At 64.9% G+C, this 13,246-nt stretch carries 13 protein-coding genes; 4 read left to right on the top strand and 9 right to left on the bottom strand.

The window, feature by feature from the left end:
• Nucleotides 1-140: 140 nt before the first annotated feature.
• From QZY67_RS04755 to QZY67_RS04735, 5 genes are all read right to left on the bottom strand, one after another.
• The gene (locus QZY67_RS04755) at nt 141-1,310 is read right to left on the bottom strand and encodes a homocysteine S-methyltransferase family protein (RefSeq protein ID WP_295368796.1); all 1,170 of its coding nucleotides are present in this window, start codon (nt 1,308-1,310) and stop codon (nt 141-143) included.
• 245 nt (nt 1,311-1,555) lie between these two features.
• On the bottom strand, nt 1,556-2,506 hold the full coding sequence (locus tag QZY67_RS04750) for an ROK family protein (RefSeq protein ID WP_294536312.1): 951 nt from the start codon (nt 2,504-2,506) through the stop codon (nt 1,556-1,558).
• A gap of 207 nt (nt 2,507-2,713) precedes the next feature.
• Entirely contained in the window at nt 2,714-3,790 is a 1,077-nt protein-coding gene (locus QZY67_RS04745; RefSeq protein ID WP_295368795.1) for a lysylphosphatidylglycerol synthase transmembrane domain-containing protein, read from the bottom strand.
• Between the two features lie 108 nt (nt 3,791-3,898).
• A complete protein-coding gene (locus tag QZY67_RS04740) occupies nt 3,899-4,990 on the bottom strand; it encodes a glycosyltransferase (protein ID WP_295368794.1) in 1,092 nt (363 codons plus the stop codon).
• Nucleotides 4,991-5,303: 313 nt separating this feature from the next.
• A complete protein-coding gene (locus QZY67_RS04735; protein ID WP_295368793.1) occupies nt 5,304-5,846 on the bottom strand; it encodes a 4'-phosphopantetheinyl transferase superfamily protein in 543 nt (180 codons plus the stop codon).
• Nucleotides 5,847-6,045: 199 nt separating this feature from the next.
• Here QZY67_RS04735 and QZY67_RS04730 point away from each other — a divergent pair, with 199 nt between their 5' ends.
• Entirely contained in the window at nt 6,046-6,258 is a 213-nt protein-coding gene (locus tag QZY67_RS04730) for a zinc ribbon domain-containing protein (protein ID WP_295368792.1), read from the top strand.
• 55 nt (nt 6,259-6,313) lie between these two features.
• Here QZY67_RS04730 and QZY67_RS04725 read toward each other — a convergent pair whose 3' ends face one another.
• The gene (locus QZY67_RS04725) at nt 6,314-7,189 is read right to left on the bottom strand and encodes a DegV family protein (RefSeq protein ID WP_295368791.1); all 876 of its coding nucleotides are present in this window, start codon (nt 7,187-7,189) and stop codon (nt 6,314-6,316) included.
• A 99-nt stretch (nt 7,190-7,288) separates the two neighbouring features.
• Between QZY67_RS04725 and QZY67_RS04720 the strand changes: the two genes are divergently transcribed.
• Nucleotides 7,289-7,885, top strand: coding sequence for a TetR/AcrR family transcriptional regulator (locus tag QZY67_RS04720; protein WP_295368790.1), 597 nt, complete (start codon nt 7,289-7,291; stop codon nt 7,883-7,885).
• A gap of 291 nt (nt 7,886-8,176) precedes the next feature.
• On the opposite strand, the gene QZY67_RS04715 is transcribed toward QZY67_RS04720, so the two are convergent.
• Entirely contained in the window at nt 8,177-9,208 is a 1,032-nt protein-coding gene (locus QZY67_RS04715) for a DUF2804 domain-containing protein (RefSeq protein WP_295368789.1), read from the bottom strand.
• 110 nt (nt 9,209-9,318) lie between these two features.
• Between QZY67_RS04715 and QZY67_RS04710 the strand changes: the two genes are divergently transcribed.
• The gene (locus QZY67_RS04710; RefSeq protein ID WP_295368788.1) at nt 9,319-10,488 is read left to right on the top strand and encodes a nucleoside recognition domain-containing protein; all 1,170 of its coding nucleotides are present in this window, start codon (nt 9,319-9,321) and stop codon (nt 10,486-10,488) included.
• A gap of 101 nt (nt 10,489-10,589) precedes the next feature.
• Entirely contained in the window at nt 10,590-10,799 is a 210-nt protein-coding gene (locus QZY67_RS04705) for a hypothetical protein (protein WP_294535602.1), read from the top strand.
• Nucleotides 10,800-10,852: 53 nt separating this feature from the next.
• On the opposite strand, the gene QZY67_RS04700 is transcribed toward QZY67_RS04705, so the two are convergent.
• Entirely contained in the window at nt 10,853-12,448 is a 1,596-nt protein-coding gene (locus QZY67_RS04700; protein WP_295368787.1) for an MBL fold metallo-hydrolase, read from the bottom strand.
• Nucleotides 12,449-12,565: 117 nt separating this feature from the next.
• Nucleotides 12,566-12,787, bottom strand: coding sequence for a hypothetical protein (locus tag QZY67_RS04695; protein ID WP_295368786.1), 222 nt, complete (start codon nt 12,785-12,787; stop codon nt 12,566-12,568).
• Nucleotides 12,788-13,246 lie beyond the last annotated feature (459 nt).

The raw sequence follows: 13,246 nt of genomic DNA, 5'->3' as shown, positions 1-13,246 counted from the left end.
AAGCGGTCTGTTTGCCGCCCGAAACGGTCAAATACAGGCTGAAAAAAAGCGGGCGCTTTGGTTTGTTTCACCAAAGCGCCCGCTCAGCGTGTGAAAAGCCCCGCCGGGCACACCCGGCGGGGCAGAGCGTACTTTTGTCCTCAGAGCAGCACCAGGCCGTATTTCCTGGACATCTCAGCCAGGAACTCCGGCTCCAGGTCCCCGGTGCCGTCCCAGAAGGCCCGGCCCTGGTAGACCCGCAGGGCCTGCTCCAGCAGCTCGGGCACGTCGGACCACAGGCACAGGGCGTCCCGGACGACATACTGATTCTCCGCGAAGATGGCCACGTCGTCCTCCTCCAGAATGGCGATTTTCAGCGCCCCCTGGGGACAGGTCTCCTCCGCTTCCAGAATCTCCTCCATCAGGTCGGGGGTGCACTCGATGGTCTCTCCCACGTCCACATCGGGGGTGATGAACCTGGCCTCCTTCTCGCTGGCGCAGGGGATGACGTCCGGGTCGTGCTCCGGCGGCGCAAAGCGGGAGAAATCCACCCGCTCCAGCCCCCGGGCCAGGGCCGCCACGCCCTCGCCGCTGAGGTCCCCGCCGCAGGCAAAGAGCTTCACCCCCGCCTCCGCCAGGGTCTGGAGCTCCGCCCCGGCCCGGCTGACAACCGCCGCCAGGGGAACGGCGGCGTAGGGCGTCAGCCGCTGGAGCTGCTCCAGCAGCGCCTCCTCCCCCTCCCAGCAGGACAGGCCGAAGGCGGCCGCCCCCATGCCCTGCATTACAATCAGGGCGGCCAGCACGTCGGTGCCCGACGCGGTGCGCCCCTCCTCGTCGCAGCGGGCCAGCACCACCACCGGCTTCCCGGACGCCTGCCGCACCGCCAGCATGGCGGCCCGCTCCTCGGCCATGGTCATGTCCTCCGCCAGCAGGAACAGGTCCACGCCCGCCTCCTCCAGGGCGGTGGCCTGCTCGGCATAGGCCGTCACCAACTCCTCAAAGCTCATGTCGCCGAAGGGCTCCAGCTCCTGCCCGGCAGGCCCTATGCCGCCGGCCACCAGGACCCGCTCCCCCACCGACCGGCGGGTCAGTTCCACCAGGGTCCGGTTATAGCCCCCCACGTCCTCTTCCCCGTCCCGGCGGGGCAGGCGGAACCGGTTGCCCCGAAAGGTGGGGGCCGCCACCGCGCCGCAGCCCGCCGCGGCCCAGCTCCGCTGGAGCCGGCTCATCTTCTCAATACGCCCGGGCAGCCGGGTGCTCTCCCGTGCGCCGTCATTCCCGTCCTCCTCGGCGCCGCCGATGAGAAGGGGCAGGGGTAGAGGTATGTCCATGGAAGTTCTTCCTCCTTGCGCTTGATATATTTGGAATTTAGTATAGCTGGTTCCGCTTCAAAATGCAAGGCAATCTTCCCGGACGGCGCGAAATACAGCAGGGCGGCTGCCCCCTCGCGCTCCCCCGCCCTGCTCAAGCGGATGCCCTCTGATTGAGGTTTTTCGACACGCTGAGGGCGGGCGCCGCTGTGCGCGGCGCCCGCCCCAAACGGTACGGTTCTCTCTTGATTTGTGCGCGCCCGCCCTCAGCGGAACAGGGGCAGCAGGGCCGCGCCGATGATGCCCGCGTCGTTGCCCAGCTGGGCCAGGGTGAGGATGGTGCGGCGCCTGCTGTCCCGGGCGTAGTCCTCCCGGTCCACAATGGCCCGCACGGGCCCCATCAGGGTCTCGCCGGCGCCGGCCACGCCGCCGCCCACGCAGAACACCTCGGGCTGGAACACGTTGATCAGGCTGGTGATGCCGCAGGCCAGATAGGACTGGTACTCCTCCACCAGCTCCCTGGCCAGCAGGTCGCCCTGGGCCGCCGCGTCAAAGACGGTGCGGGCCTCCACCTTCTCCGCTTCGCCGTCGCACAGCTTCCACAGCAGGGTCTCCCGGTTGTCCTGCATCCGCTCCCGGGCCCGCTTGATGATGGCGGTGGCGGAGGCGTAGGTCTCAAAGCAGCCCCGGCGGCCGCAGGTGCACAGGCGGCCGTTGTACTCAATGACGAAGTGGCCCACCTCCAGCCCGGCGTAGTTGAAGCCGGTATACAGCTTGCCGTCCAGCACGGCGCCGCCGCCCACGCCGGTGCCCAGGGTAATGGCCACCATGGACTGGCTGCCCTTGCCCGCGCCGGCGGCGTACTCGCCCAGGGCCGCGGCGTTGGCGTCGTTTTCAATATAGACCTCCTTGCCCAGGCGGACCTTGAGCATGTCGGCCAGCGGCACGTTGTGGAAGTCCAGGTTGGACCAGTACTCCACAACGCCGTTCCTGGGATCAATGACGCCGGGCGAGCCGATGCCCACCGACGCGATATCGTCCATGGTGAAGCCCCCCGCGGCCAGCGCCTGGCGGGCCGCCTCGGCCATGGCGGCGGCCACGGCCTCCGCGCCGGTGCGGGGCGTGGAAACTTTGCCCCGGCTGAGAATGGTGCCCGCCTCATCCACTACGGCGGCGGCCACGTTAATGCCGCCCAGGTCAATGCCCAGATACTTCATAAGCAAACGTCCTCCCTTGTTCTCTCTGTACTTCCGCTGCCGCGCCGGACCAGCGCGGCGGTTGATTCAGCAGACATTATTATAGCGAAAAAAGCCGCGCCCCACAAGGGGCACGGCTGTGTGCACGGTAAAAATAATCCTCTGTTTGGAGGCGCTTCCAAACCGCGCTTTTCCGTTTTTTCCGTCTTTGCCGGCGTGTGCACCGTCTTACGCGGCGGGGGCCGCCTTACTCAGCCCGGCCGCCGCTGCGCCCGTGTTTTTTTCGCCGCTCCACCGCTTGGCGGCAAAGTGGACGCCCAGGGTGACAAGGCCGCTGAGGAGCAGGAAGGCGTAGAAGCTGATGCCCCGGGAGACCAGCACCGCCGGCGTCACCAGGGCCGCGCCGAAGAAGAGGGCGAACAGGGTGACAAAGCCCCCCTCCGTGGCGCCCACCGCCCCGGGCAGTGGCAGCGAGGAGGTGGCCAGGGTGAGCAGCGCCTGGGCGCCCACCAGCTCCAGGACCCCGTGGCCGCTCAGGCCAAAGGCCTTGTACACCACAAAGGGCACCAGGAACAGCGCGGTGAGCTGCACCGCGTTCAGCCCCAGCAGCGCGGGCGCCAGCCCGGCGTTCTGCCGGAAGCAGGCCGCGCCGGAGCGGTACTCGGCCATCTGCCGCTCCAGCCGCTCCTCTGCGGCGGCCCGGTTCCGGACCACCCGCAGCCGGACGCCCAGATTCAGCAGGCCGTTCATCAGCCGCCGGGCGGCGTTGGGCAGGAACATGAAGCAGAGCATCCCGGCGGTGAGGGCCAGCATAACCAACCCGCCGTAGAGCAGCAGCAGGCCCATGCCCGCGCCCATGGCGGAGAGCACCCCCGGCATGGCGATGGCCGCGGCGGCGGCGTAGAGCAGCGCGGTCACCTGGTAGCACACGGCGATCATCATCATGTTCAGCGCCCCGTGGGCGGCGGGGACGCCGCTTTTGCTCATGTAGTAGATCTGGGCGGGCTGTCCGCCGGTGGCGGAGGGGGTGATGGAGCTGACATAGAACCCCACAAAGGAGAAGCTCAGGCAGCGCCGGTAGGTCAGCGAATGGCCCAGACGGCCCAGAATCAGCTTGGAGCACATGGCCTCGCAGCCCACAAAGACAAACATCAGCCCCAGGCCCAGGACCACGTAGCCCGGCTTCACCCGGCCCAGCACGTCCAGCAGCTGGGAGACGGGCTGGTTGCGCAGCAGCAGATAAAAGGTCAGGGCAATGAGGGCCAGCAGCAGGATGCCCCCTGCCAGACGTTTTCCCTTACTCATGGGCGTGCACCTGCCTCCAGCCCCACGCCAGCCGGCCCGCCAGGGCGGCCAGGGCGGCCAGCGCGGCCAGGACGGCGAAACGCCCCGCAGTATGTCTCTTTTTCTTCATCACGCGCACGCTCCCTTCATCACACGCAGCCTCTCCAGGATGGCCCCCAGGCTGTTCTCCGCCAGCTGCCGTTTGAGGCGGCGCATATTGTCCGCCATGGCCGTCAGCTTCTCCCGGTCGTAGATCAGACCGCGGATGGCCGCCAGGCAGTCCTCAGTCTCCTTGGCCGCCACGGCGCCGATGCCGGAGCGGAGCAGGAACCGGGCGTTGTTGATCTCCTGCTGGAGGAAGGGCTCCCAGGCCAGCAGGGGCAGCTCGGAGAAAATGCTCTCAAACATGGTGATGCCGCCGGGCTTGGAGAGCATCAGGTCCGCCCGGGCCATGTAGTCGTACACCCGGTCGGTGTACCCCACCACATGGATGTGCTCGTATTTCCCCTCCAAGCGCTCCCGCAGCTTCTCGTTCCGCCCGGCGATGATGGTGGTCTCCACCCCGGGCAGGGCGTTGAGCTCCTCGTAGAACCGGTCCTTCCGGGGCAGCAGGCCCAGGCCGCCGCCCATGATGAGCAGGCTCCGCCGCGCGCCGTCCCGCTGGTGGGGGGTGGTCTTGAACCGGGCCTTCACCGGAATGCCGGTGGGCACGATGAAGGCCGGGTCCACGCCCTTCCGGGCCAGCCGCTCCCGCAGCTCGGGGGTGCCCACCAGGTAGCAGTCGGTGCCGCTGTTGATCCACTCGCCGTGGACGGACAGGTCGGTGATGCAGGTGACCAGGGGCATCGCCGCGCCGGTCTCCTGCTTCCAGCGGGAGACCAGCTGGGCGCAGAGGGGGTGGGTGGCCACCGTCATGTCGGGCCGCTCCTCCTCCAGCAGCTTCTCCAGCCGGTCCAGGAAGTGCCACTCAAAAGGCGGATGGGCGTCGCTCTCCATGTTTTCTGTCATCTTATAGTAAGTATTATAAATCCCGCTGCCATGGGTGACCAGCAGGGAAAAGCCCTTGTACCACGCCTCAGAGGCGCTGGGCACGGCGTAATCAATAAAGTCCAGCACTTTGACCTCCGTGCCGGGCTCCTCGTCCTGGAACTGCTGCGCCAGAGACTGGGAGGCCGACCAGTGGCCCATGCCGAATTTTCCTGTGAGAATCAGGATTTTCACGTCCAACCCTCCTGTCGTTGCATGCTTTCTCTCTTTGTGCCTATGAGTATAGCCGCAGAATCTTTAGAAAACCCTGCCCCAAAGCTTAAAGAATCATTAAGAAAATGAAAAACCTTCCCCACGTTTTAGATGGTTTTATATTCCACAAGTAAAAATTTGGACAAATGGCAAGGCTTTTATTCATCCGCTGTAATCCATAAGTTCCTTCATGCGCCCTTCCTTTCTTTTAAAAACTCGTCAATTGGAACGCGGAAAAAGGCGGACAAAGAGGAGCGGGGCTTTTTCCTGTTTTATGAGAAAAGCCCCGCTGTTTTTATGTTTTATACGTCTCCGCATGGTCTCTCCACAGGAGCTTCCACGTCGGCGCCCCGGCGGCGCACACAGCCGCCCGCCAGCCCGCGCCGGAGAAGTCGTCCAGCAGCACGCCCTCCGCCTGTTCGCCGGGCAGGGGCGGGCAGATTCCGGACGGCCCGGCAATGCTGCCGCCGGTCCGCTTGACCCAGCTCTCCTTCCGGGTCCACAGCCGGCAAAACAGCTCCCAGCCGCCCCCCTGGGCCAGAAACCACCGGTACTCCCGGTCGCTGAGGGCATACCGGGGCAGGCCGGCCCGGTGGGGGCGCACCCGCTCGATGTCCACCCCCACAGGCCGGTCGGACAGGGCGCAGAGGGCCAGGTCTCCGCTGTGGCTCAGGTTGAAATGGATGTGGGGCATGGCGGGGAAAAAGGGCTTCCCCATGGGCCCCCGCTCCATGGGCGGCACATTCTCCACCCCCCAGACCTCCCGCAGGCCCAGGGCCAGCAGGCGGCGGGACGCGGCCCGCCCCTCCTGGTCCCTGCTGCCCAGTATCAGCAGCATGGCCCTACCTCCTCTCCCGTTTTCACGCAATTGCGGGGCTGTGCCCCGGGGATAAACCCCGATGCGATTTATCCCGCAGACATTATTTTAATGCTTTTTATATTGTGTTTTCAATCTGTCTTTTGTACAATAATTGCAAAATCCCGGCGGAGCATCACGGTATGCGCCCTTTCCCGGGGAATAAGGAGTGACGCATTTTATGGAAAAGCAGCAGTATGTCTGTCCCAAGTGCGGCTGTATGACCTATGAGCACGACCAGTTCCAGGCCACCGGCGGAAATTTTGCAAAGCTGTTCGACATTCAGAACAAGAAGTTTTACACCATCACCTGCACCCGGTGCGGCTACACCGAGCTGTACAAGACCCAGAACGACTCGGGCTGGGATGTGCTGGACTTTCTCATCGGCAGCTGACGAAAAAACAGGCGGCGGGAAGCCCTTCCCGCCGCCTGAATTGCTTCTTCCTGTCTCAGTCCAGCACCTGCACGCCCGCGCCCAGAGCGCCGCAGCCGATGTAGACGCTGAGGGTGGCGTCCATCTCCCCCTGCCAGAAGTGGTCGTAGTTGGGGAAGAGCTGCTCCATCCTGGCCCGGAGCTGGGCCATCTCCTCCGGCGCGCCGCCGTTGGCCACGGCCAGGTTGTACCGCTTGTGGTCCCCCAGGGACTTGCGCACCAGCTCTATCAGCTTGTCCTGCACGGCCTTGCGCCCCCGGACCTTGGCGATGCTCTGGAGCTGCCCGTCCGCGGCGAAGGTGATGAGGGGCTTGATGTTCAGCATGGTGCCCGCCATGGCGGTCACCTTGCCGATGCGCCCGCCCTTGGCCAGGTACTCCAGGGTGTCCACCGAGAAGAAGGGGAAGGTATTGGCCAGCAGCCTGGGCACCCGCTCCTTCACCAGCTCGTCCCAGGACATACCGTTGTCAATGTCCTCCCAGGCCTGGAGCACCGAGACGCCCATGCCCAGCGCGCCGCTGAGGGAGTCAAACACGGCAATCTCCAGGTCGTGCCTGCCCTCCGCCAGCAGGCGGACCATGTTGTAGGTGCCCGAGAGCCCCGAGGAGAGGTGGATGGCCAGCACCCGCTCGTACCCCTCCGCCTTGATGCGGCTGAGAATCCGGTCGGCGGTGAAGAAGTCGGGCAGGGAGGTCTTGGGCAGCTCCCCCGCCTCCAGGCGGCGGTAAATGTCCGGCGCGAAAATATCCACCCCGTCGAAGTACTCCCCGTCCCGGCAGGCGATTTTCAGCGGCACGGTGTAGATGGGCTTGCCCGCCCGCAGCTCCTCGGATAGGTCCGCGCAGGAGTCGGTCAGAATCGCAATCTTATAAGGGTTTGACAACGCTATCATCTCACTCTATAATTAACATTGGGGAATATAACATAACAACGTTATGTGGCTATTATATCCAACTCTTCCACCACTGTCAAGCGAGAAGGGGGCCAAAATATGGATTATCAGGAGCGGCGGAAGGCCCAGGCCAGGCAGACGGAGCAGGCCATCCTTCAGGCGGCGCTGGAGCTGTCCCATGAGGACAGCTTTGACCGGATTTCCATCCGGGACATCTGCCGCCGGGCCGGCATTACCACCGGCGCTTTTTATCACCACTTCAAGTCAAAGGAGGATATGCTGGTGCGGGGCTTTGCCTCGCTGGACGTGTATATGGAGCGGGCCATGCGCGGCCATGAGGGGGACGATCCGGTGTCCCGGCTGTGGCTGCTGCTGTCCAGCTATGCCGGTTTTATGGAGGAGGAGGGCCATGAGCTGGTGGCCCGGTACTATGTCCACCGCCTCTCCAACCCCTCCTTTGAGTCCATGGACCCCTCCCGCTTCACCCACCGGGCCATGCTGGAGTGCCTGCGGCAGGCCAGGGATCTGGGGCGGCTAATGCCGGGCAAGTCGCCGGAGTGGGTGGCGGATTTCCTGTTCCGCCACTTCCGGGGCGTGACCATCGACTGGATTCTCCACCAGGGCTCCTATCCATTATTGCCCAAACTGGAGCAGGACTATCAGTTCTTCGCCCAGATTTTCCAGCGCACGGCATAAAACTTCATGCGCTTGGGGCGCATCACGAATACAGGCAAAAGCTGTCGAAAAACCTCCCCCCAGAAGGGGAAGCCTCGCAGAGTTCCGTCATCCGCAGATGACGGAATCAAATGAAAATCCGTCATTTTCGGGGACATGTGCCTCGAAAATGACACTTTTCATGAAATTTTTGCCGACAATTTCATCAGAAATCGAGGTGAAAATTTCATGAAGCTCCTTCGAAAAAGCGGCGGAAGCCACTTTTTCGACAGCAACAGGGGCGCGCCGCACGGCGCGCCCCTGTTGCTGTCTTTACCACCTGTTCTCCACCCGCTCGGCGAAGCCCATGAAATTCCGCACCTCCACCGCCGTGCCGCCGTCCAGCACCGCCCGGCCGGTGAAGCGGCCGAAGACCTGGTGCTGGTCGGACTTGAGCACCCCCGCGCCGGTGCAGGCCGCCCGGTCCAGGACGGGCTGGAAGTCCATTTCAAAGCGGCCGTCGTCGCTGGTAAAGGTCCAGTTGGCCATATAGTCGTACCGGCCGCCCCTTTTGGGGATGTGGAAGGCCACTCTGGAGAGCTTATGGGCCTTTCCGCCGTAGAAGAGCATGTTCTCGGTGGCCGCCGAGGTGTCCCCGAAGCCGCAGCCGATGTTGAACCCGAAGGGCGCCCCGTCCGCCAGGCCGGAGGCGGACCCCCAGTACCAGGTGTTGTGGTAGGTCCACACCCCCCGGCCCCAGTCCAGGGTGCCGAAGGAGTCCTCCGGCCGGAAGGCGTAGGTCCTCTCCCCCAGGGTGACGGCCCCGGAGGCCCGCATGCAGTTGATTTTCTGGTTGTAGTAGAAGTGTCCCGGCTTGTCAAAGGGGGTGCAGATGACCATGGACTCCTCCGGCTCGCCGGTGAGCACCACCCGGGCGTCCAGGGCCTGGCCGTCCCGGAAATCGTCCATGTGGGCCACCAGCAGCCGTTTCCCCCCGCCGGCCCGGAAGAAGAGGCCGTACCCCTTCCCCGCCACCGCCGTGTCCCCCCGCTCTGATGTGGCGGGCAGGCCGGTGCGGCCCATGGGCAGCAGCCGCATGGGGCTCTTTGTCACCTGCCAGCCCCGGTCGAAGTCCAGGAGGGAGATGGAGTCCAGGCCCATGTAGGAGTTGTCCGCGATGGTGAGGGCCAGGGCGAAGCGGTCGTTCATCACCAGATAGTAGTCCCACTCCTTCAGCCGGGTGAGCCCGCCTTTTACTTTGCTCCGGTCGTACACCGGCAGAAGCCGCCTGGCGTATCCCGCCTCGGTCAGATTGCCCTGCCGGTCCAGCAGGGGGATGGGTGCTGTAATCTCATGCTGCTCCACGGCGCTCCCTCCTTTTTCTCCTCTCCATTATATCTTACCTGCCGCTCCGGGGCAAGCGGGCATAGGGACAACCAGCGGGCGCATATCCTGTCTGGACGGGAGGTGGGATGATGATATCCAGACTGCTTGCCAGGCAGTGGGTGCGGGACGCCCTTCTGGGGCTGGCCCTGCTGTGCGCCACCCTGGGGCTGATGTTCTATCCCCAGGAGGCCATGTCGGCCGCCAGGGACGGGCTGACGCTGTGCTACAATGTGATCATCCCCTCCCTGTTTCCCTTCTTCGTTCTCTCTTCTCTGGTGGTGGAGCTGGGACTGGCGGGCTACCTGGGCCGGGCCCTGGAGAAGGTCATGCGCCCCCTGTTCAACGTCAGCGGCGCCTGCGCCTCCGCCTTTGCCCTGGGCTTTATCGGCGGCTACCCCGTGGGCGCCAAGACCGCCATCAGCCTCTACGAGAAGGGCATGTGCTCCCGCACCGAGGCGGAGCGGCTGCTCTCCTTCTGCAACAACTCCGGCCCCGCCTTTATCCTGGGCGTGGTGGGGGCGGGGGTGTTTGGCAGCAGCAAGGTGGGCCTGCTGCTCTACCTGGCCCACGCCGCCGCGTCGGTGTGCGTGGGCATCCTCTTCCGCTTCTACAAGGCCGGCGGAGGCGGCCGGGAGGGGGCGCGCCCGGCGCCCCGGTTCCAGGCCCAGCGCTTCACCGCCGCCTTCACCGGGTCCATCAAAAGCTCCTTCCTCTCCACCCTCAACATCTGCGCCTTTGTGGTGTTCTTCACCGTGGTCATCAGGCTGCTCTTTCTGTCCGGGGTGCTCTCCGGCGTGTCCTGGGCCCTGGGGACCCTGCTCTCCCCCCTGGGCTTCTCCCAGGCGTGGGCGGAGCGGCTGCTCACCGGCTTTCTGGAGATCTCCTCCGGGGTGTGGACCCTGTCCGGCTCCGGGGCACTGGCGGGGCGGCTGTCCATGGCCGCCTTCATGCTGGGCTGGGCCGGGGTGTCCGTCCACTGCCAGGTGCTGTCCTTTATCGGCGGCAGCGGCCTGAGCGTGCGGACCTACCTGGTGGGCAAGCTGCTCCACGGCGGGCTGTCCGCCCTGTTTGTGGCGGGGCTGTTCCGGCTGTTCTCCTTCGAGGCCCCCGCCTCCGCCTATCTGGCCGACCAGGTGGCCTCCATCGCCGGGCTGGACTTCCACACCGCTCTGGTCATCTCCACCGTGTCCGCCTGGGTGGTGTGGCTCCTCTTCTTCGCCGCCGCTGCCGCCGCCATCCGCCGCTGCCGGAGGGCGTGAATCCCGCTTTTTCCCCTTTCTTCCCTGTTTTTGTGGAAAATCCCGCCGGAATGCGGTATACTGTTACGCGAGAAAAGAAACGCCTTCCGGAGGGAACTGCCATGCTGTTTCAAAAATCCATTGAGCCCCGCTGCGCCTACTGCACCCGCTCCGCGCCGCTGGATGAGGATACCCTGCTGTGCGCCAAAAAAGGGGTGGTGTCCCCGGGGAGCCGCTGCCGCGCCTTTCAGTACGACCCCTTCAAGCGGGTGCCGCCCAGGCCGGTGGCCCCCGACTTCAGCAAGCTGAAGGACGAGGACTTCAAGCTGTAATTGCACAAAAAGGAGGACGGAGCGGCCGCTCCGTCCTCCTTTTTCGTTTTGCATCAGCGCTCCCACTTCTCCGCCAGGGCGCGGATCTGCTCGGCAAACCTGGCCAGGTCCTTGTTGGCGCCGCCCTTGCTGCGGCGGATGACCTCCATGAGCATTTCTCCGGCCTCCTTCAGGCTGCGGTAGGCGGGAGAGCCGGCGTCCTGAGGCGCGGCCTTTCTGGGCTGGGGGATGCCCGCCGCCAGCACGCGGCCGGAGAGCAGGTCGTAGACCTCCTCATACTCGGGGGCGTGGGCGGAGAAGCCCTGCTCCCGCAGGGTGTTGGCGTAGATCTCGGTGACCTGTGCGTCGCCGTGGACCACAAAGACCTCCCTGGGCCTGGGATTGTAGTAGTTAATCCAGGCCAGCAGGCCGTTCCGGTCGGCGTGGGAGGACAGGCCGTGGCACTGGGTGATCTCGGCGTTGACGGCGATGGTCTCGCCGAACAGCTTGACCTCCCTGACCCCCTCCAGCAGGCGGCGGCCCAGGCTGCCCTCGGCCTGGTAGCCCACAAAGACCACGGTGCACTCCCCGCGCCACAGGTTGTGCTTCAGGTGGTGGCGGATGCGTCCGGCGTCGCACATGCCGGAGGCAGAGATGATGACCTTGGGGGTCTTGTCGGCGTTCAGGGCCTTGGACTCCTCGCTGCTCTCCACCAGGGTGAGGCCGGGGAAGGTGAACAGGGCCTCGCCGTCCCGCACCACCTCCAGGGCCTCCTCGTCCAGATAGCCGCGGAGGTCGCCGGAGAAGATGCGGGTGGCCTCCCGGGCCAGGGGGGAGTCCACGCAGACCTGGAAATTGGGGGCGTTGGGGGCCAGGTTCTCCTCTTTTATCTCCCGGATGAAGTAGAGCAGCTCCTGGGTGCGGCCCACCGCAAAGGAGGGAATCACCACGTTGCCGCCCCGGCTCAGGGTGCGGTCGATGATGGCCGCCAGCTCCTCCTTGTACTCCCCCCTGCCCTGGTGGAGCCGGTCGCCGTAGGTGCTCTCGGTGAGGACGTAGTCCGCCTCCTGGATGTACTGGGGGTCGCGGATAATGGGCTGGTCGTGGTTGCCAATGTCGCCGGAAAAGACGATTTTCCGGGTCTGCCCCTCCTCGGTGAGCCAAATCTCCGCGCTGGCCGAGCCCAGCAGGTGCCCGGCGTCGGTGAAGCGGAGGCGGGCAATGCCGGGGAGTATGTCCAGCTCCTGGCCGTACTCGCAGGAGACCAGCTGCTTCAGGGTCAGCTCCGCGTCCTCCAGGGTGTACAGCGGCTCCACCGGCGGCCGGCCGGCCCGCTTGCCCTTCTGGTTCTCCCACTGGGCGTCGCTCTCCTGGATGTGGGCGGAGTCCCGCAGCATGATGGACAGCAGCTGGGCGGTGAGGCGGGTGCAGTAGATGGGTCCGTCAAAGCCCTGCTTGACCAGCAGGGGCAGGCGGCCGGAGTGGTCGATGTGGGCATGGGTCACCACAACTGCGTCGATATACCCGGGCGCAAAGTCCAGCCTGCTGTTGTCCTGCTCGTCCCGCCCCTGCTGGAGTCCGCAGTCCACCAGAATCCGCTTTCCGCCGCACTCCACGCAGTGACAGCTGCCGGTTACCGCCTTGGCAGCGCCGAAAAAGGTCAGTTTCATACCAGGCACCTCCTTTTATCCTTCTGGCTTCATTGTACCCTCCCCGCCGCGGAAATGCAATCAGGAGGTGGGCGGCAGCGCGTAAAATTTCCTTTTCTCCGCGAACTTTCCTCTCCCTCACCGGAGGCTGTCCACCGCCAGCCGCTGGACATAGGCCGAGAGGGTGCGGTAGGACGGGCAGAAAATCCGCCGCCCGGCCGCCAGAGAGAGGGCCTCGTTCCAGTTCTCCAGCGTGTAGGAGTCCAATTGCTGGGTGGTCAGGAGGGTGAGCAGCCACACCGGGTCCGGGCGGTCCACGCCGTGCCGCTCCCGGAGGCGGCGCAGAATAGGGTTTTCCATGGATATCCCGCCTTTCTTCTCCCCATCCTATGCGCCGCCCGGGCCGGAAGAACCGCCCCGGGCCGCAAAAGAGCGGGGGATGTGCCCCCCCCGCCCACAGCCTGCCGAAAAACCTCCTGGGAAAGGAAGCCTCGCAGAGTTCCCGGGGCCGCAGCCCCGGGAATCAAATCCAAATCCGTCATTTCCGGGGACATGCGCCTCGGAAATGACACTTCTCAGGCCGCAAGTGTGGAATCTGCCCGCGTTCAGCGGGCAAATTCTGCGCGCGGCGGACTGCGTCTCACTCGCAAAAGGCGCCTTGCGCCTTTTGCGACAATAAAAGAGCGGGGGATACATTCCCCCGCTCTTTGGTCTGGTGCTTCTTACACCACCTGAGCCTTGATCAGGTTCGTGGTGCCGCTCTTGTCCCCCACGGAATCCATTCCGTGGGGACCCCGTTTTTTTCATCTGCTGGGGCGG

This window comes from uncultured Pseudoflavonifractor sp., from assembly GCA_904419835.1.
Taxonomy (GTDB): domain Bacteria; phylum Bacillota; class Clostridia; order Oscillospirales; family Oscillospiraceae; genus Pseudoflavonifractor.
This window is presented reverse-complemented; position numbering and strand designations above follow the sequence as displayed.